This is a genomic window from Wolbachia endosymbiont (group B) of Hofmannophila pseudospretella, from assembly GCF_964028515.1.
In the GTDB taxonomy this organism is placed as follows: domain Bacteria; phylum Pseudomonadota; class Alphaproteobacteria; order Rickettsiales; family Anaplasmataceae; genus Wolbachia.
Genome location: NZ_OZ034788.1, coordinates 951,518 through 971,714, shown reverse-complemented (window position 1 = coordinate 971,714; position 20,197 = coordinate 951,518). Strand labels below are relative to the sequence as shown.

Here is a 20,197-nt window from a genome sequence, read left to right as displayed (position 1 = left end):
GATAAGCACATAATCTATTAAGTCAATAGTTAAAGTGAAAAATTTTGATTATAATTTACTATGTATAAAACACGCTCTTAAACTATGCTGAAAATAGTCATAATAGGCCTTCCAAATGCAGGCAAGTCAACTCTATTTAATAGGCTAGTAAGAAGAAAAGCAGCGGTGGTTAGTGACATTCCAGGAGTAACGAGAGATAGGCGTGAAGGAATTGGAAGAATTAGTGATTTAGAGTTTAAAGTTATAGATACAGGAGGATGGAACGACCAAACCAGTTTTTCACTACAAGTTATTGAACAAATAGAGTTTTCTTTATTAAGCGCAGATGTAATTTTTTTTCTTGTTGATGCAAAAGTGCAAAACGAGCAGAACAAAGAGTTTGCAAAGTGGCTGAAGAGAAAAACGAACAAACCTGTAATACTAATAGCAAACAAATGCGAAAGTCATAAATCGGAAAACGTTGATTATTTGCAGTTCTTCAACTTCATAGGTCCGGTGTACATCTCAGCTGAACATAATCTTGGTATGGTTGATCTTTATGATGCATTAGCTAGTGTTATTGAAGGTCTGAGCGAAGGCACTGAGCTGCCTGAAAGTGAGTCCATTAGACTGAGGATTGCAATCATCGGTCGCCCAAACGTTGGAAAATCAACTTTTTTAAACAGTTTACTTGCAGAAAATAGACTAATAGTAAGCTCAAAACCTGGTACCACGCGTGACTCTGTGGATATTTCATACGACCATAATGGGAAATTAATCACTCTCATCGATACTGCGGGAATCCGCAGAAAGGCAAATGTTGTTGATAACTTAGAATCAAGATTTGTTGAAAAAAGTATAGAGTCAATAAAGCGCTCTCATGTAGTGATTTTAATGCTAGATTCCTTGCTTGGCGTTGAGCAGCAGGATTTATCAATTGCTGAAGCTGCAATTAAAGGGGGGAAGGGAATTATCATTGTTTTAAATAAGTGGGATTTAATAGGTAAGGATGACAGAAGTAAGTTAATAAAATTTGTCAAACAACAGGAAGTGACTCGGTTATTTTTGGAAGTGCCAACTGTAACAATTTCTGCATTGAAAGGTATGCGCTGCGGTGATGTGATAGATAAGTGTCTTGAAGTGAGTGAATCCTTAAACAAGAAGATCAGCACTGCAAAACTTAATAATTGGCTAATAGATGCCGTGGAAAAACATTCTCACCCACTTATAAAAGGTAGAGCAATTAAAATGAAGTATATTGCTCAAATTGGCACCAAACCTCCAGCTTTTTCTTTGGTATGCAACGTCCCTGAAAGTGTTGATGAGAGTTATAAACGTTATTTGACTAATGGTCTTAGAAAAAACTTCTTTGCTCACGGTGTACCAGTCAGATTACTTTTGAAAAAGAACAAAAATCCCTATGTAAAGTAGATAATCTTGTTTTATTAATAATATAGCTTTTTATCTTGGGTAATATTATTAATAAGTAAACAATATTACCTAAATAAGTAGTTGATAAATTAATGTTATATAGTAAAGTATTAACTTATTTAGTACTTTTGCTATGAATTATAAAGGACAAGATTTAAGGCCTGGATCTCCACATACTTTCACGGTTGATACACCTTTAGTATTTCAGTGGCTTCCAAAAAGATATGGATATCCGATCCCAGAAAAATATTTGGAGAGATTGAGCGAATGGGCAAAAAGAGAAAATACACGTGTAGTGAAATTAGTAATAAATGGATCTGGTTTTACTCCTGAGCAACGTAAAGAGTTGGAGAATAAAATATCAAACAGAAAATTTAACCCAAACAAAAATATAGAACTTATAGATTTTAATGAGCTAGATTTAGGAGAGTATGAATTCAGCTTTCACTTGCAACCAAATAAGAAAACAGAACTATCTAAATGTCCTTTATACATTGTATCTCAATATTTCAAAGATCTATACTCTATTCCAGAAAGTAAAAGATTATCTTTTGGTGTTGAGATAGACAGCATGCGTATATTTATATTGTTGGTATTGAAATCTCCTATGATCTATTTTGATTTTGATATCTTACCTAAAGAAGATAAGAAAGTTGGTGAGATTCAGGCTATGCATGGCTTTTTGGTTGCTGAAAATGACAGAAAAGGTTATGACTATGACGGTATAGCAAGTATTGAAAATGCTATCATTGCTCTAAGCGATGCTGGTAGAGTAAAAATTATGGAAATTTACAATGAAGTAAAGAATAAGTTTCAAAAAGATTATCCTTTGTTTAAGTTATCAGAACATGAGATTTACAAAATTATGGAAGAGATAGTATATTTCACTCTTTCTAATGACGTTCTTCTTCTTATATCTAGCTATCAAGATTATAACAAACGTTACAATAGACGTTTGGAAGAAGCAAGATTGCTTATGCAAGAAACATTTGGGTTTAAAACCAATGGAGGAGAAGTTGATATTCAATATGACAATAGCTGGACGAAAAACAAGGATGAATTGTATACCAAAGAAGAAATTGCAAAAATAGATAGTGATACTAGAGTTGCAACTGATATGAAAGGGCTGATTATTGAACCAATATACAACGGCGAGCATATGTATAGAGGTGTAAAAGTAGTAACATAGTACTTAGTGTTCTATCGTTACATGAAACGTTGTCAAACAAGAGTTGACTCTTCACAGATATTGTAGTAATTCATTAACTATGTCAGATGTAAATAACAATTCTATAATTTTTCTCTTATCAAGCGCTGTCGCTTTAATTTTTGCATATGTGCTAGAGTATTTTTTCAATATGATACCGTGTAAGTTATGTATATACGAGCGAGTAGTTTACTATGTTACAGGGCTACTTGCAGTTGCGTACATGTTCAAAAACAACAAAATCCTAATCTATGCGATGTTTTGCAGTTATCTCATTGGTGCAATAATATCTTTTTATCATGTAGGTCTTGAACTCCACTTATTTCATGATGTTTTAGGCTGTACAGAGCAAGCAAGTGGTAACGTTAGCATAGAAGAGCTAAGAAATAATCTATTAAACCCTAACTACTCTCCATCTTGTGACAGACCTCATTATATTTTTGGTGTCTCGTTAGCAACATGGAACTTAATTTACCTTATAGTAGCTCTATTCTTATCAGGTAAAATGTATTGTAGAGAAAAAAATAAGGTATAACAGTAACTGGTATAGACGCTGTGCTTGTGCGTTACTTGGTGCTGTCCGTAATTTAAAAATTTGGCAAGTCACACCCACTGATTCTTGCACAGCTGTACGAACATTATGGTTCAGCATGCCAGTGCCCTCTTTCTTGTCATCCGAGTAGCTGACACTGGAAGTGCAGCTATCATCCAAATAACCTTTCATTGTTATTCAAGCAGCCTATTTCTTGTCATCCCAGTGCCCAGATACTGGGATTCAGTTTGTCCATAGTCTCACCAAAAACGTTGTGTTTTAGCATAATTTTGTGCTCAATATGCTTATTTGTAGTAAAGATTCCAGCATCAAGTGCTGGCCTGAAGCTTTAGCTATAGATATTAATAAATTTACTAAGTAAAAAAAGGCAAAAGAATCCCTATATAGCGAGTTTTAATAATGTAAATTGATAATGTGCTAACAAGCGTGTTTTGGCTGAAGTAGAAAAAATTTAAAAAACATGCAGCTGCTATAATTTTTATGTAATCTGCCAATAAATATCTGAGTTTTGTTGTTAAACCCGCGGAGATTAAAAACAAGGATAAATACTCTCTCTTATTGATATAAGAAGAAAAGTGGGAAGGTTTGTCAATTCGCTTCTATGCACCTGAGCATTGATTATACGGGTTCCATCTGTTATATATAATCTTTTTGAATACGAAGAAAGCTGATGAATAAGTATGATATTACAGTTATAGGTAGCGGTCCTGGTGGTTATATAGCAGCAATTAGAGCGGCGCAGTTCGGATTTAAAACTGCAATTGTTGAAAAGGAAGAAAATTTGGGTGGTATATGCTTAAATTGGGGGTGTATACCAACAAAATCGCTACTTAGAGCATCTGAAATTTATAGGTTAATAACAAGATCAGAAGAATTTGGCATAAAAGTAAAGGATGTAAGTTTTGATATACAATCAATAGTGAAATACTCAAGAAACGTTGTTGATAAATTGTCAAGCGGTGTTGCATATTTGATGAAAAAAAATAACATCAAAGTTCATCAAGGCTTTGGTAAACTTGCAGGTAATCGTACTGTAAAAATTCTTAATGACAAAAAGGAGGAGGAAATTTCTTCCAATTATATCATTTTAGCAACAGGTGTTAGAGCGCGAAATCTACCTAGAATAGAGGCGGATGGAGATTTAATATGGAATGCGCAGCACGCTATGACTCCAAAGAAATTACCAAAATCGCTACTAATCATAGGTTCTGGTGCGATAGGAATAGAATTTGCAAGTTTTTATAGTACTTTGGGGGTTGATGTAACAATTATAGAAGTAAAAGACACTATCTTGCCGCTGGAAGATAAAGACATTTCAAATTTAGTACAAGAGATATTTACAAAACAAGGAATAAAAATATATACGAGCAAGAGTGTAAAAACTTTCACTAAAAATAAAGACTCTGTTCAAGTGCAGCTAAGTAGTGGTGATGATAAAGAATTCGATAGAGTAATTGTTGCAGTTGGCGTTCAAGCAAACACTGAAAATATAGGTTTAGAAAATACAAAAATTAAGTTGAGTCCTTCTGGTTTCATTGAAACGAATGAGTGGTATGAAACAAGTGAATCAAGTGTGTATGCAATAGGTGATGTAGCTGGTCCCCCATGTTTAGCGCATAAAGCAAGTCATGAAGCTGTAATCTGTGTTGAGAAAATTGCTGGTAAAAATGCTCATAAGTTAAAAAAAGAGTGCATACCAAATTGCACTTACTCTCATCCGCAAGTAGCAAGCGTTGGCCTTACTGAGGAACAGGCAATAAAAAGTGGATACGATATAAAAGTAGGAAAATTTCACTCCAACTTTAATGGTAAATCTATTACACTAAGTGAAACTGAAGGTTTAGTGAAAACAATTATAGACAAAAAAACAGGCGAACTTCTTGGAGCTCACATGATAGGAGCGGAAGTAACAGAGTTAATTAGCAATTTCGCTCTTGCAAAGCAACTAGAGGGAACAGACTGCGACATAAAATCTACGATTTTTCCTCATCCAACTATTTCGGAAATTATACACGAATCAGTACTTGCTGCAGATGATGAATCGTTAAATAGTTAAGCTAACGATTCATTGTTTTAGAGCTACAATTATCCTGATTAGGCGATTCAATTCTAATAGATTGATTACCAATATCAGATTTTTCTAACTTTTCTTTTAACCCTTCAGCTGCTTCTTTCACTTCAAGCTTTTTTTCCTGATTAAGATCCTCTGGGCTTTTTCTTTTACTGTCTAAACCTTGTTGTCTATCAATATTTTTATTGAGTTGTTCTTGCTTAGGTAGATCAACAACTGAGTTAAAAAGAGCTTTTGTTATGCTTTTTAACAATCCTATAAAACCTCTGCTTCCGCCTTCTCTTTGCTCTTGAGGCTTATTTTTCACGTTTTTACTGTTGCTACTTTCAGGCATTTTTAACTCAACTATCATAAAGCTTAATAAAATTTTACATGCAGATTATTAAAAAATGATTAATAATCTATTATCAAATTGCTATTTACAGATGGATATTATTCTAGCAACAGGCGGTACAGGTGGGCATGTTTTTCCAGCTATAACCTTAGCAAAAGCACTAAAGGTACAAGGGCACAATTGTATATTATTCACTGATCAAAAAACCATCAATATAGAAAGTTATATTTTACCATTGTGCAAGCCAAGTGGCAACAAATTGAAGTTTCTCTTTTTGTTAATGTATAGTTGTGTATTAGCACTGTATCAAACAAGAAAATTAAAACCAAAGCTAATAATTGGTTTTGGTAGCTACGCTTCTTTTCCAACTCTTTTTGCAGCAAAGATTTTTTCTATACCTATAATTTTACATGAACAAAATACAGTTTTAGGGAGAGTAAATAGATTCTTTTTCAAGAGTGCAAAATTAATTGCAACTAGCTTTCCAGAGACTAAGTATGCAGAAGACAGTAAATGCGTTTTTACAGGAAATTTCGTCGATATAGAAGCACAAGGCTATTCTAGTGCTGAAACAGTTTTAAACGTGTTAATAATAGCAGGTAGTCAGGGTGCAAATTTTTTTGATAATGTAGTGAGCAGCGTAATTTGTGATCTACCTGTTGAAGTAAAAGAGAGGATTAGAGTAACGCAGCAATGTACGAAGAAAAATATAAACAAGGTCAAGAGTCTATACAAAAGTGAAGGAATTGATTGTGAGTTAAGTGAGTTTTTCGATGATATGGAAAATAAACTGGCCAATGCTCATTTGGTAATTAGCAGAGCGGGGGCAACTTCAATAGCAGAGATTACTCTTGCTGAGCGTCCTGCTGTATATATTCCTTATCCTCACTCAAAAGATAACCATCAATTTTATAATGCAAAACATATTGAAGATTCGGGAGCAGCTGTAATGGTTGAGCAAAATAGTAACGCGAAAAAGAATCTAGGAGAGTTGCTAGTTGATTTATTGCAAAATTGTCAAAAATTGCGTGATATGGCTAATAATACTAAGAAAACAAGAATAAGGAATGGAGTTACTGAATTTATTAAGGCAATAGCTCAAGAACTTAGTTGACGAATTGCTTTTTCTTCAAATGCATCCCATAGTTCTTTTTCTAGTGATTTACTATACAACTTATTGATATAAACTACTCCCGTAGGCGAAGTTGTGTTAATTTCAAGAAGGAAGTCATCTATAATATCAATGCCAACGAATATTAGCCCTCTTTTCTTTAGCTCAGGACCAATTTTATTACATATTTCGTTGTCTCTATCATTCATTTGGGCAGGCTCAAAACTTGCTCCTAGTCGCATATTTGTCCTGATCTCTCCATTCACTTGTGGAACTCGCTTCATTGATCCTATTGGTTTACCATCTAGCAATAATATCCTTTTGTCTTTGTCTATGTTTTTGCAAAAGGCTTGCGCAATCACAGGACATTCATATTTTGCAATCATGAGATCGACTACTACTTGAATGCTATTTTGGTCTTGTATTCTTATTACGTCATTTCCTCCATAGCTATATAGTGGTTTCAAGATGATATCTTGATAGTCGTGACAAAAATTTCTAATCATCGATATATTCTCAGTGATCAAAGTTGGAGGAATTAGCTCTGGAAATAGTGAAGTAATTAATTTTTCAGGACAGTTTCTTATTTCTGTTGGATTATTTATTACTAACGCAGTAGTCTTTTCTAAGATATAGGTTGTTGTAATGTACCGCATATCAAATGGTGGATTCTGTCTGATAAATATGATATCCATTTCATTTAGGTTGATTACTACATCCTCTTTTGAAATGAAGCTACAATCATCAACGCTGACTTTCTGAGCAAGGGCAATCGGCTGATTTAACTTAAGCGCTAAATTATTAGGTACATAAACAAAAATTTCGTACCTTCTTCTTTGCGCTTCTTTTATTAATGAAAATGTAGTATCAGCTTCAAAATTTATACTTTCATCCATCTGAAAAGCTACTTTCATTTATCCTCCCTTCCTATTACAATATAATATAGTACCATAAAAGTGTTAATAATGGAGCAAAGTATGGAATTAACAATAGGAAATAATGCACCTGATTTTAGCTTGCCAATAGATTCTGGTGAGATTTTATCACTGAGTGAATTTTTAGATAAAAAAAATGTAGTTCTTTATTTTTATCCTAAAGACGATACTCCGGGCTGCACAATGGAGGCAAAAGGCTTTAGAGACAAAATAGAAAATTTCTCTTCTCTTGACACAGTGATAATTGGTGTGTCAAAAGATAGTGTTAAGTGCCACGTTAACTTCAAAGCAAAATATTCTCTGCCATTTTCTTTAGTTTCTGATGAAAATGCTGAAATGTTGGAAAAGTATGGTGTTTGGGTAGAGAAAAGTATGTTTGGCAAAAAGTATATGGGAATAGAGCGTACTACTTTTTTAATAGATAAAAAAGGTAAAGTAGTGAAGATTTGGAAAAATGTAAAAGTGAGTGGACATGTTGATGAGGTTTTAGAGGAAGTAAGCAGAATATAAATTAAAGAATGGCTACCCATTGCTATATAAAAAAATTGAAATTACATAATTTCCGTAGTCATTCAAATTTCGAACTTGATTTAGACGATAGATCGGTTGTAATAACTGGTCAAAATGGTGTTGGTAAAACTAATATACTTGAGGCAATCTCGTTGCTTGCTAAAAGTAATGGCATGAAAAAAGTAAAAATTAGTGAGATGCAAAATAGACTCAGTAATGAAGATTGGGCAGTGCATTATGACTTTTTTAATGGAACATACTTTAACTCAATTGGTATAGGAAAGAATCTTAATAATAAACTAATACAAATTGATGGAAAAACACAATCAAGTTATTCATCTCTGTATAGAATATCCAATGTAATATGGCTCATTCCACAAATGGACTATATTCTTCTTAATTCTCCGAGCGACAGATTAAAATTTTTAGACCGTATCGTCTCACTGTTTGAAGAAAATTACACTTATTGCTATATGAAATACAGGAAAGCTAAACATGAGCGAAGTAAACTGCTTAGAGAGAATATTTTAGACGAAAATTGGCTCTCTAGCCTTGAAAACGTCATGGCTACCAATGCAGTTGATATTTTACGTATGCGTTTGTCTGTTTTAAAAATACTACAGGGCACAATTGATAACCATTCTTGTGATACCAATTCCCACTATATAAAGAACAGATAGACAATAATGGGAAAGAAGTGATACTAAAGTAGATAAAATAGAGAGGTATAAATGGCATTAAGGTCAAAACTATTAGACGAAAAAGTTGTAAATTTGGCGAAAGAAATGTTAAAAAAGGTCAGAAATAACGCATATGTTTCAAAAAAGTTACAAGCGGTGATAGCAGGAAAAGAAAGTAGTATAAGCGCTGTGGCAAGAATATGTAAAATTTCAAGGACTGCTTTGACTGAATGGATAAAGCATCTAAAATTTGGTAGAGTAGAAAGATTATTTTCCCCGTCTCAGCGGCGAAGAAAAAGCAAATTAAACAAAAATCAACGTGAGCAAATTGAAATATGGGTAGAAAGAAATCCAAATATTACTATTAAGGAAGTGCAAATAAAAATCTCAGAGGAATTTGGCCTAAACATTAGCAAATCAACAGTGCACCGTGAGATACAAAGGATGAAGTTTTCTTACATAACACCGAGGCCAATTCACCATAAACAAGATAAAAACAAGCAAGAAGAGTTTAAAAAATACTTCAATAAAATAGTCAATTCCCACCCTGAAAAGGAGGTATTTTTTTGATGAATCACGATTTGGAACTCATTCAAAAATCGGACACGGATGGTTTAAAAAAGGGGTCAGAACACAGGTTAAAATGAAAATTGGTAGACAAAATTTCTATATCTACAGTGCGGTAAATCCAAGAAGTGGTAAGAAAATTAGCCTACTTGCTCCATATGTAAACACTGATTGTATGAATATATTTCTGGAGCAGATGTCGAAAGATTTAGGCACGAAAGAAGCCTTTCTTGTAATGGATTGTGCAAGTTGGCATAGATCAAAAAGTTTGAAAATTCAGGAAAACATTACCATCATATACTTGCCTCCTTATTCACCGGAACTGAATCCTGTTGAAAGGTTGTGGCAATATATCAAATACAATACTTTACGCAATAGTATCTACGATACCATAGGTTTACTTGAAGATGTTTTGTGTAATTTTATTGTCAATATTTCCAGTACTACTATTAAACGAGTTTGTAATGTTTCTTATTTGTTCGGTCAGTAATGGATTTTGGTATGAGTTTTTTCCAAAGGCAAGTTTGAAATTTAGCAGTCAGCTAACTTTGAACGATACTGCAGAATATTTTCAGAATCGTCTAAAGGAAAACAGAGAAAAAGACTCATTAACTGGTAGAGTAACCTTTTCTGTACATAATGATAATTTTCGGGTTTTTTACCAAAAAGGGGACATGCCAATAAATCTTTGTTCTACTGGAGAGCAAAAGCTATTACTGCTTTCTATCATCTTATCTAGTGTAAAAGCAAGGTGTATTCATTACAATAAAGCACCTCTTCTTCTGCTTGACGATATAATGTCGCATCTTGATAAAGATTACAGAAAGGTGTTAATGGAGGAGGTGTTAAGCATTCAATGTCAAACTTGGATAACCGATGTAAATCAAGATAATTTCAATAACTATCTTTGCTCTTTCAAGTTTTTTGAATTATCAAGTAAATAAATTTCAAGCGTGCTGTCATACATCAAGCTCATATTCGGTATGTAAATCTCTAATTAAAGCCTCAGCGTGTTTTTTTTGAACAACTATACTGATCTTGATTTCGGACATTGTGACAGCAAGTATTTCTATCTTTTTTTCGCTTAAAACCTTGAGTGTGCGGTACATCACTTCAGTGTTAGACATAACACCAATACCAATTATTGAAATTTTAGCTATATTATTGTTTACGACATAATTTTCATTTTTGTTCAATAACTTTGTCATTAAATCAACATCAAATTTGGAAATCAAAAAGCTTGACCCATGTATCATGTCAATTTTAACGTTTGCTCCTGCTATATCTCTTAAAGTATCCAGAGTATTTGCAAAGTTAGTAAAAGTTACAAGAGCTTCGTGAGTGCTATAAGTTATTCCAGTAATTAAGTATCTTTCCAGTACATCTTTTTCGCGTAGTACTGTAGTGCCTTCTACTTCCTCAAAAGTGGATAACACTTGCACCTTAATATTATGCTTCATTGCAAGTTGTACTGAACGATTATGCAATATTTTAGCACCAGATGACGACATCTCCAATATTTCATTGTAAGAGATAGATTTAAGCTTGCGTGCCCTTGGAACAATTTTTGGGTCTGCTGTATATATTCCGTCAATATCAGTAAAAATTTCACAAGTCCTAATACCAAAGACTACAGCAAAGGCAATTGCTGAGATGTCAGATCCTCCTCTACCAAAAGTAGTGATTCTATCATCGTGTATACCCTGAAAACCAGCAATGATTGCAGCAGTATAACCCTCAGCAAAAGATCTTTTTACATGGTCAATTTTTATCTTTTTTATTTTAGACTCAGAATAAAAATTATCCGTTAGAATTGGCAACTGCCAGGCGAGCCATGATTTAGCATTAACTCCAACAGACAGAAGAGTGATAGCTAATAACCCGCAAGAGATTTGTTCTCCTGCTGAAAGCAGGACATCATACTCTGATAACTCTTGTCTACAATTTAAATTTGAAATTTGCCTGGCTTGAAAAGCCATTTGGTCAGTGAATCCTGCAGCAGCAGATACAACAGCAATTACATTATAACCTTTTTCAATATCGTTTTTTATTAGATTTGCAACTCGATTTAAGTCAGTTAGCGAAGTACCACCAAATTTTTTTATTATTATTTTGTTCATAGTTACAATAAGGTCAATTTCACCTTTCTAGAGAGTATAGTTGCTTAATTAAATGTGTTTTTCTGGTCACTAATTAAAGTGATAGAGGATTATTCATCTTTATCACTACCAAGGTCTTTTAACATACTGTAGTTGCCTTTTCTAAATTTACCTTTTAAAGATGTAACTCCGCTTTCGCTAATACCACTTAAACTTAATGCTGCTCCACCTAGCTGCAATCCAATTTCAGACGTTTCGGGAATAACTTTACTAGCCCCTAGATCTTTATAAACCTCCACATTATTCAAATCTGGTAAACGTATTATAATATTTACATGCGGGAAGTTTGTTGCAACTAGAGAAACTATTTTCTTTATAGTGACTTCGTTCTTTATTGAAACCACAAGAGCTTGAGCTCTTTCTATTCCTACTGATTTTAAAATTTCATATCTTGTAGCATCTCCAAGATATATAGGGAAACTGTCATTTTTTCCTTCTTTCACTATTTTTGATTGAATATCTACAACAACATAACTTAAATGCTCTGCAGTAAGCATTTTCGTTACCATATATCCCACTCTACCAAACCCGGCAACTATTACGTGGTTATGAAGATCTTGTGTGTCTGTTTCGATTGCTTCATCGTCTAGTATTATTTTTTCAGTGCTAAATGAATTTGCTATCCAGTCTCCAATTCCCGATAAAAGAGGAGTAAAAGCCATAGTTACTGTAGTTACCATCATAAGCACTTGAGCGATTTCACTTGATAGTACATCTAATTCATCTGCTAAACGGAATAAAATAAATGCAAATTCACCGCCTTGTGCAAGCAGTAATCCAGCTTGTATTGCAGGTGCACTTCTAAATCCAAAAAATCTACACAATGTATATATAATGGACGTCTTTAAAATGATAAGGATAATTGATAATAAAGTAACGAGTGGTAACTTATTGAGTAAAAGGTCAATATCAATAGACATGCCAACAGTCATAAAGAATAAACCAAGAAATAAGTCTTTAAATGGCAATACTGCATGTTCTACCGAATTCCTGTGTTCTGTTTCTGCAACTAGTAACCCAGCAACAAATGCGCCTAATGCCATTGATAAATGAAATTGTTCAGTAATAAATGCTGATCCTAATATTATCAGAAGTGTTGTTGATATAAAGATTTCATTACTCTCCATTTTGGCAATAACCGAAAACAATGGCCTCAGTAATAACCTACCAGTTACAAATATCAACACCAATGCAATAGCTGCTTGCACTAATGAGCCTGCCAACGAGCTTATTAAGCTGTGTTCAGAATTGCCAGTAAGCAGGGGCACTAGTACTATTAGAGGTACCACTGCAAAGTCCTGCATTAGTAGCACTGCTATTGACAATCTGCCAACTTGGCTTGCTTGAGAACCCTTTTCTTGCAGAACCTGCAACACTATTGCTGTTGAAGATAGTGCAAGCCCACCACCAATAACTGCTGCCATGTTTATGCTCACTCCAAAGGCGAGAGCAATGCACCATATTGCTATCATAGTAACTATAACTTGGAGAGAACCAAACCCAAACACATGCCTACGCATGGCGATGAGGCGTTCAAATGTCAATTCAAGACCTATAATAAACAACAGGAAAACTACTCCAAATTCTGCGAAGTTATCCATTGCTTCAGCTGAATTTATCAGATTAAATCCATGAGAACCAATCAACGCACCTGCAACAAAGTAACCAAGCACTGGACTGATATTCATTTTCCAAAACGCTATGACTATAAACACAGCAGCGGAAAGTAAGATGATAATATCAAACAAATGCTGAGAGCCACTGTGCATGATATTTACCCTGTAGAATTAGACCACTTGATTGAGCAACCAATACTTGATTTTTGGTCAATTGGAGGATTGCTAGTTTTTGCAATAAATTTCATCGCTTGAAATAAATCACTACTTCCTATTTCATAATTTTGAACTTTCTCTTTTTTTGCATTGTTAAAACGTCCACGATAACGAAGTTTTAAATCAGCGTTAAACCCAAAGAGATCAGGGGTACAAACAGCACCATACTCTTTAGCTACTTCTTGGTTACTGTCAATTAAATATGGAAATGTAAACTTATTTTTCTTGGCAAAATTAATCATGTTTTCAAAGGAGTCTTCTGGGTACTTATTCACATCATTTGGCATGATTGCAACGGTGTTTACCTGATAATCTTTTTTCAACAAATTAACATCGCTTACTAGATTGCTAATAATTGATTGAACGTAAGGACAGTGATTGCATATAAACATTACAATAAGACCATTTTCCCCATAGCAGTCACTTAATGTATAATATTTGTTATCCACTCCCAAGAGATTGAAATTCTTTGCAGTAAAGTCTAAATCTATCTTAGGAGTGTCTAGCGTAACCATAGCTCATAGAGAATTGTATACCGTATATAATTTATGATCTTATTGCTTAAATGTCAAATGGTTTCTATGTACACTGTTTGCATTTAGCATTGTAATTATAAAATTTATGTTCATAACCTTCGAAGGAATAGATGGTTCTGGTAAAACAACACAGTCTGAGTTACTTGCAAATTATTTCAAGCAAATTCACGGTGAAAATAATGTCGTATTGACTAGAGAACCAGGTGGTACTGATTTTGCAGAAAAAATAAGAGGATTACTACTTAAGGATAATATTGATCCCATCTCTGAACTTTTATTATTTACCTCAATGAGATATGAACATATGAAAGAATTAATACTACCAGCTCTTAAAGAGGGAAAGACAGTTATTTGTGATCGATTTATCGATTCAACTATTGCGTATCAAGGGTATGGACTAGGTGTTGACTTGAGTCTAATAAGAGACTTACACAAATTAGTAGAAATTAAATATCCAGATATCACATTTATTTTAGATATTGATGTTCAAGTTGGACTCAGCAGAGCAAAGGATAAAAATAAGTATGAAGAGATGGACGTTGATTTTTATAATAAAGTTCGAGAAGGATTTCAAGAAATAGCTATAAAAGAATCTAATAGATGTAATGTTATTACTGGAATTGCAGATAAAGACAACAATAAAGTGTATAGTGAAATTATTGATGTAATAAGAAAAAAGAAAAAAGGCATGCAGCCGCTATAATTTTGTCAATAAATACCCTGAGTTTTTTACTGAATGTTACGATTGAGCCTACAGGTCAAAAACAAGCTTTGAGTTAGAAATACCATTGCTATTATAATAAGAGAAATCGCAATGTTTGTACAATTGAAAGATGGTTGCGGGAGTAGGATTTGAACCTACGACCTTCAGGTTATGAGCCTGACGAGCTACCGAGCTGCTCCATCCCGCGTCGTTGCTTATTTATTATTATATGCGTAATAATAATAAATAAAAGAATAAAATCACACTATTACATATATTTATATATCTATTAACCTTTCTTAACATGATAGTAAATTATATACATAACAATCTGTGCAATGAAAAATATAACTTGATATTGTGGTTCCCTGTTTTTCAGTGTGCAGGAATTTTAACCTATTTCTCATTAAATTTTGAACCAAGCTGTGCTTTCACTATATCTATTTTTCTCTTGCTTTCACCTATACTAATTCTGATTGCAATATTATACAGGAAATACGCAATATTATGCATTTCTTTAATTGCAGTGCTCATAGGATTTACAGCCAGCAAATTCAGAACAGATTCAGTTAATACTCACATTCTTGATAAGGAAAGGTATGTGAAAGATATTGTTGCTACAGTGAAGGATATTAATAACAAGGGCTCATATGAGCAATTTTTGCTTTATGAAATAAAAAACACGAAGTTTAAGTTAGATAACATCAGAATATCAGTTAGAACCAAAGCGGAAGAAGGCATTAAAATAGGGGATCAAGTAAAATTATCAGCAAAACTCTTTCCTCCAAAAATTGCGCCTTCGGAATATGCATATGATTTCGCAAGAATAGCATATTATCAGAAAATAAGTGCAACAGGCTTTGCAACAAGCAAAATAGTCCTGTACAAAAAGGCTGAAGCAAGAAAATTTCAAGAGTATATAGAATCTTTCCGTCAATATATCTATGAAAACCTACAGCAAAATACCAAAAAGCCACACGCGGACATAATCTCTGCATTATTAATTGGCAAAAAAGACGGGATAGATCAAAAAACTATGAATGCGATACGAGATTCAGGTATAGCACATTTATTCGCTATATCTGGTTTACATTTATCGTTTGTTGCTGGTCTGTTTTTTATAGTATTCCGTAATTTATTTGCAATATCTGAAACTTTGACTCTTAAATATAACACTAAAAAAATATCTGCATTCTTTACTATCTTGCCAACTACCTTTTATTTGTTGATTACCGGTATGCAAATTTCTGCTCAGCGTGCCTACATCATGGTGATCTTGGTACTTGTTGCAATAATCATAGAAAGGAAATATCGAGGATTAATAGCAATTGCGTTTGCTGCTTCGGTGATACTCATAGTGGAGCCAGAAGCAATCTTAAAGCCAGGTTTTCAAATGTCATTTTCTGCTGTTTTGGCACTAATTGCCAGCTATCAGATCAATGCTAATAAGTTATTCAAAATAAAAATAATAAAATATTTTGTGTCGATAATGATCAGCTCAGTCATAGCAAGTTTAGCAACTGTTCCGTACACAATATACAATTTTAACTATTGTTCAATCAGTGGCATTATCACAAATTTGATTGCTATACCAATAGTTACACTCATTATTATTCCACTTGGAATAATTTATGTTTTATTGATTCCTTTAGGTATTGAATGGATTATAGCGCCATTTATAGAGCGCCCAATTGACAGTATCTTGTGTATAACAAATGCAATCGCTAGTCTTCAGTATTTGGTTATTCCCACTCGCACTTTTCCTGGCTCATCAATTATTATAATAACACTTGGGTTATTGTGGCTATGCTTGTGGGAAAGGAATTGGCGTTTTTTTGGAATTTTCTTTATTGTGCTGGGTATTTTCTCTAGCGCTATGTATAGAACCCCTGACATCCTGGTCAGCATTGATAATCTTGCTGTAAAAGAAGATGACAGTTTACTATATTCTCTTACTAGGAAAAATAGGAACTTTGTTGTCAAAACATGGGCTAAACAAAACGGGCAGAATCAAATTTTGAATCATACTAAATTCAGTAATTCAAACAAAAGGCTAAAATGTAATGATTATGACTGTATATATAATAAAGGAAATAATAAGTCAGTGTTGCTAGCTTATAAAAAAGAAGATATTGTAGAAAGTTGTAACAATGTCGATCTAGTAATTCAGCTAAGCAAATTCAACTACCCAGCTTGCAATACTAAAACCATCAAGTATGCTGACTTAGAAGCATATGGCACACACTCTGTTTGGCTAACAGATAGTGGTATAAAGGTTAGTAAAGTGCGTTCTAATCGTCCTTGGCATAAGCCAAAAAACTTGTTTTTAAAGTATCATTTATATATAATTAATTAAGGTGTAAGGAAATTTATGCATTCAGATACAACAAATCCTTTCAAGGTTAAGGTAGATCATAATTTTGCCAAAATAGATGATGCTATTGGTTTTTTTCCTAGGTTATGGCGTGCAACAAAGAAATATTCCGTAAGTAACACTCTACCTATAGCAGCTGTAAATACTTGGCTTCAATTTTCTTTGGCTTATGTAGCTGCAATAATAATAACTAGTAATAATTTAAGCTTTATTACAGATATTTTTAACCCAACATTCATGCCAATTTATACTTTGGTTTCTGTGATTCTTTTAACAGCTTTTGTTGCCTCTTCTGCTATGAGATATATGCATAAGCAGAAGATAAAAGAAGGAAAAAAGCCGATAGAGGAATTAATAAATGATAAAATTAGAGGTGGCAAAGACAACGAGATAAGTGAACTTGCTGAAAATGCTCTAAAAATAGAGATAAAACCAAATTTAAGTCTTATAGGTCACAAAAAAGCAAACTTTTCAATAGTTTTACCAATTTCTGAAAGTCAGAAAAAGATATTAGATAGTCAGAAACAGGAGAATAAAAATAAGGCCATTTTTCTTACCATACCATATATAATTAGCACTGTAATTATAGTTGGCGCATTAATACAAAATAGATTTAGCTTTGCCAATGTTCAGGATTTGGAATGGGCCATAGTTGCACTGGCTAGTATCATTGCTATTGTTGGGATATGTATAACATTCAGCAAGCTAAAAAACAATGAGATAAACAATAATCATAATATTGTTAAAAAGTTTAACAATTTGGATATTCTCTTTCCATTCAGAAGAGGTGGGGTTGTATCGGTAATGGAAAAAAAGACAAAAGATGAGGAAGAAAATGATTCTATATCTCGATTGATAAAATTACTTGATAAGCACTTGACTGATTTTACAGATAAAATTGTTGACTCACTCGATAAGCACTTAGGTGAAGCTACAGATCTACTTGATAGCAAACTTCTAAAACCTGCAAATGATGAAATTCAAGAAACACTTGTTCATCTACAAGGAATTAGAGGAGACATCAAAAAAGATTTAGATAAGTTGCGTAAGGAAATGATGGTCATTTTAAGCGAAGCTAAAGAGCTGGCAAAAAGAACAAATTCACTAAAAATTGAAAGCATTTTTTCTAGTTTAGAGAATACTATTAAAATCGCTGAAGATAAGGTTGAGCGATTTGAACCAAGCAGATTAGTTGGCTTTTTTCAGTCTGGAGAAAGAACAATTAGCGATGATCGTGAGTTCATAGATACATTGGAAAAACAAAAAGAAGAAGCGGAAAAGATAAAGAACGAATTAGAAGAAGAACTAAAAAAAGTAAAAGATGAGCTAGCAGAATTAAAGAATAAACAGACTCAATCAAATGAACCTAATAGCAGTGAAGGCAGTATTACTGCTACTCCTTTTGACAAACAACGGGATGAAGAGAAAAAAGCAAAAGAAAAAAATAGACTATTAAAATCAAAAAAAAGGATGAAAGAGCTGGAGCAAGAAAATGCAAAATTGGAAAAAGAATTATCTGAACAAGAAAAAATGGATGAATGGAGAAAAAAAATTAATGGCAAAGCAAGTGAGTTTTTCTTCTATTTATTAGAATCTATTAAGTTGGAAGAAAAAGATGATAAGGGAGAAAAAGTCAGTGAGGTAACATTAAGAAATTTTGATAATAAGGTAATAATCCACTGGAAAGATGGCTCTCAAATGACTTTTAATATCCAGAAACAAGATGGGCTTCAAGCTCAACCTAACACAAAAGTTGATTTTGTGGATCCAGATGTTCATGCAGCATTCAAAGTAGCTTGCGCAGGGTAGTGACCATAGATATAACCTTAAATGTTAATAGTGACGAAAAAAAATTAAGGCTAGATACTTACATAGCTAAAAAGTGCAACATATCACGCAGTAAAGCGCAAAGATTGATACAAGATGAGCGGGTAACATTATTTGGCACGCCGATAATTAATAATGACCACATAGTAAAACCAGGTGAAGAGTATATAGTACATCTCGTTCAACCTGACATATCCACATCAATTGAACCTAACTATAATATAAAGCTTGATATCATCTACGAAGATGGGGACATTATAGTTCTGAGTAAACAAAGTAGATTAACAGTACACCCAGGTGCTGGAACAAACAATGATACACTCCTGAATGCAGTGATCGCTCACCTTGGCAAAATTCCATATACAAATACAAGACCAGGAATTGTTCACAGGCTTGATAAAGATACTAGTGGACTCATGGTAATTGCAAAAAATGAACAATCCCACAGCTTCTTGTCTGAGCTGCTATCAAATCGTAAAATAAAACGGGAATACTTAGCAGTAATTTGGGGAGCATTACCTAATCTGCAAGGAACAGTAAAAACCCATATTGCTCCAAAACGCAGTAATAAAGAAATGATGTGTGTCACAAAAACAGCAGGTAAATTAGCAATCACTCATTATTCAGTGAAGAAAATTATAGGGCAAGCAAGCCTGGTTAAATGTACTTTAGAGACAGGCAGAACACACCAAATTCGAGTACACATGAGCCACATAGGACATTCTGTAGTTGGTGATCAAGTTTACGGAAAAAATAGTAGTAAAAGTGCAAAACATGCTAAAAACTCTGACTTTATCCGTAATTTCAATAGACAGGCACTACATGCTCACACGCTAGGCTTATATCATCCAAAAAGTAAAGAATATATGGAATTTGTTTCTGATTTACCACAAGACATGCAAGTCTTAATCGGTGAATTTGAAAATATATCTTAACAACATTCATATCAATATTACCATCCATGTTATCAAGAAGTTAATTAATGAGAGAAAAACTGCTGCACTACCTAGATCTTTCACTTTTTTTGAAAGTATATGTTGTTCACTGGAAATACGCTCAATTGTTGTTTCAAAAGCAGTGTTAATAATTTCTACAATTAACACCAAAAATAGGCTACTTACCATTACTGCACGTTCTAAATTACTTACATCTAAAACAAACAAAGTTGAAACACATATTATAAAAAGCAGTAACTCCTGTCTGAACGCAACTTCTGATACAAAAGCTGATTTTATTCCTTCACAGGAGTATTGAATTGCTTTTATTAGACGAGTAATGCTTTTCTTCATTATCAATTTTGGAAACTCAATGAATTACACTTATTGCACTCAGGTAAAAAATGCATGAAAACACCTTTCAGTCGTGATCACTTACAAAGATTTTTAAGT

Annotated in this window: 17 protein-coding genes, 1 tRNA gene and 2 pseudogenes; 13 read left to right on the top strand and 7 right to left on the bottom strand. The window is 33.5% G+C overall.

What is annotated here, in order from left to right; genetic code table 11:
• Window positions 1-84: 84 nt before the first annotated feature.
• From der to lpdA, 4 genes are all read left to right on the top strand, one after another.
• A complete protein-coding gene (gene der / locus ABWU24_RS04620; protein ID WP_015588106.1) occupies window positions 85-1,410 on the top strand; it encodes a ribosome biogenesis GTPase Der in 1,326 nt (441 codons plus the stop codon).
• Between the two features lie 133 nt (window positions 1,411-1,543).
• Window positions 1,544-2,599, top strand: a complete 1,056-nt coding sequence (locus tag ABWU24_RS04615) for a hypothetical protein (RefSeq protein WP_341815665.1) — start codon at window positions 1,544-1,546, stop codon at window positions 2,597-2,599.
• A gap of 79 nt (window positions 2,600-2,678) precedes the next feature.
• Window positions 2,679-3,152: a disulfide bond formation protein B gene (locus tag ABWU24_RS04610; RefSeq protein WP_015588104.1), complete on the top strand. Its 474-nt coding sequence runs from the start codon at window positions 2,679-2,681 to the stop codon at window positions 3,150-3,152.
• Window positions 3,153-3,840: 688 nt separating this feature from the next.
• Window positions 3,841-5,226 (top strand): dihydrolipoyl dehydrogenase, encoded by a 1,386-nt coding sequence (lpdA, locus tag ABWU24_RS04605; protein WP_353274519.1) that lies wholly within the window; start codon window positions 3,841-3,843, stop codon window positions 5,224-5,226.
• Window position 5,227: 1 nt separating this feature from the next.
• Here the strand turns inward: lpdA and ABWU24_RS04600 are convergent, their stop codons facing one another.
• Entirely contained in the window at window positions 5,228-5,593 is a 366-nt protein-coding gene (locus ABWU24_RS04600) for a hypothetical protein (protein WP_353274517.1), read from the bottom strand.
• A 73-nt stretch (window positions 5,594-5,666) separates the two neighbouring features.
• Here ABWU24_RS04600 and ABWU24_RS04595 point away from each other — a divergent pair, with 73 nt between their 5' ends.
• Window positions 5,667-6,689, top strand: a complete 1,023-nt coding sequence (locus ABWU24_RS04595; RefSeq protein ID WP_015588101.1) for a UDP-N-acetylglucosamine--N-acetylmuramyl-(pentapeptide) pyrophosphoryl-undecaprenol N-acetylglucosamine transferase — start codon at window positions 5,667-5,669, stop codon at window positions 6,687-6,689.
• On the opposite strand, the gene gshB is transcribed toward ABWU24_RS04595, so the two are convergent.
• Window positions 6,674-7,600, bottom strand: a complete 927-nt coding sequence (gshB, locus tag ABWU24_RS04590; protein WP_015588100.1) for a glutathione synthase — start codon at window positions 7,598-7,600, stop codon at window positions 6,674-6,676. The two genes, ABWU24_RS04595 and gshB, sit on opposite strands and share 16 nt — an antisense overlap.
• Before the next feature lie 63 nt (window positions 7,601-7,663).
• On the opposite strand from gshB, the gene bcp reads away from it, so the two are divergent.
• The 4 genes and pseudogenes from bcp to ABWU24_RS04570 all read left to right on the top strand — a co-directional run.
• Complete coding sequence (bcp, locus tag ABWU24_RS04585) at window positions 7,664-8,131, top strand: thioredoxin-dependent thiol peroxidase (RefSeq protein WP_015588099.1); 468 nt, start codon at window positions 7,664-7,666, stop codon at window positions 8,129-8,131.
• Window positions 8,132-8,139: 8 nt separating this feature from the next.
• A pseudogene (locus ABWU24_RS04580) lies at window positions 8,140-8,781 on the top strand (AAA family ATPase); the annotation flags it as partial.
• Between the two features lie 81 nt (window positions 8,782-8,862).
• Window positions 8,863-9,868 (top strand): IS630 family transposase gene (locus ABWU24_RS04575; protein ID WP_353274215.1). Its coding sequence is split into 2 segments (ribosomal slippage): window positions 8,863-9,372 and window positions 9,374-9,868, totalling 1,005 coding nucleotides; the frame shifts between segments, so codons are not numbered across the junction.
• A 13-nt stretch (window positions 9,869-9,881) separates the two neighbouring features.
• Window positions 9,882-10,322 (top strand): annotated as a pseudogene (locus ABWU24_RS04570) (DNA replication and repair protein RecF); the annotation flags it as partial.
• A 15-nt stretch (window positions 10,323-10,337) separates the two neighbouring features.
• Here the strand turns inward: ABWU24_RS04570 and ABWU24_RS04565 are convergent.
• From ABWU24_RS04565 to ABWU24_RS04555, 3 genes are all read right to left on the bottom strand, one after another.
• Window positions 10,338-11,498, bottom strand: coding sequence for an aspartate kinase (locus tag ABWU24_RS04565; RefSeq protein ID WP_015588097.1), 1,161 nt, complete (start codon window positions 11,496-11,498; stop codon window positions 10,338-10,340).
• 89 nt (window positions 11,499-11,587) lie between these two features.
• On the bottom strand, window positions 11,588-13,306 hold the full coding sequence (locus ABWU24_RS04560) for a monovalent cation:proton antiporter-2 (CPA2) family protein (RefSeq protein ID WP_341815664.1): 1,719 nt from the start codon (window positions 13,304-13,306) through the stop codon (window positions 11,588-11,590).
• Between the two features lie 5 nt (window positions 13,307-13,311).
• Window positions 13,312-13,884: a thioredoxin family protein gene (locus ABWU24_RS04555; protein ID WP_015588095.1), complete on the bottom strand. Its 573-nt coding sequence runs from the start codon at window positions 13,882-13,884 to the stop codon at window positions 13,312-13,314.
• A 106-nt stretch (window positions 13,885-13,990) separates the two neighbouring features.
• On the opposite strand from ABWU24_RS04555, the gene tmk reads away from it, so the two are divergent.
• A complete protein-coding gene (gene tmk / locus ABWU24_RS04550; RefSeq protein ID WP_015588094.1) occupies window positions 13,991-14,608 on the top strand; it encodes a dTMP kinase in 618 nt (205 codons plus the stop codon).
• A 131-nt stretch (window positions 14,609-14,739) separates the two neighbouring features.
• Here tmk and ABWU24_RS04545 read toward each other — a convergent pair.
• A tRNA-Met gene (locus tag ABWU24_RS04545) sits at window positions 14,740-14,816 on the bottom strand.
• Between the two features lie 96 nt (window positions 14,817-14,912).
• Between ABWU24_RS04545 and ABWU24_RS04540 the strand changes: the two genes are divergently transcribed.
• From ABWU24_RS04540 to ABWU24_RS04530, 3 genes are read left to right on the top strand one after another with little or no spacing between them, the layout of a single operon-like run.
• Window positions 14,913-16,964, top strand: coding sequence for a ComEC/Rec2 family competence protein (locus ABWU24_RS04540; RefSeq protein WP_353274515.1), 2,052 nt, complete (start codon window positions 14,913-14,915; stop codon window positions 16,962-16,964).
• Between the two features lie 15 nt (window positions 16,965-16,979).
• On the top strand, window positions 16,980-18,791 hold the full coding sequence (locus tag ABWU24_RS04535; RefSeq protein ID WP_341815662.1) for a coiled-coil domain-containing protein: 1,812 nt from the start codon (window positions 16,980-16,982) through the stop codon (window positions 18,789-18,791).
• Complete coding sequence (locus ABWU24_RS04530) at window positions 18,791-19,744, top strand: RluA family pseudouridine synthase (RefSeq protein WP_410541814.1); 954 nt, start codon at window positions 18,791-18,793, stop codon at window positions 19,742-19,744. The genes ABWU24_RS04535 and ABWU24_RS04530 overlap by 1 nt, the downstream gene beginning before the upstream one ends.
• 6 nt (window positions 19,745-19,750) lie before the next feature.
• Here ABWU24_RS04530 and ABWU24_RS04525 read toward each other — a convergent pair whose 3' ends face one another.
• Window positions 19,751-20,098, bottom strand: a complete 348-nt coding sequence (locus ABWU24_RS04525; protein WP_353274513.1) for a diacylglycerol kinase — start codon at window positions 20,096-20,098, stop codon at window positions 19,751-19,753.
• Window positions 20,099-20,197: the final 99 nt, after the last annotated feature.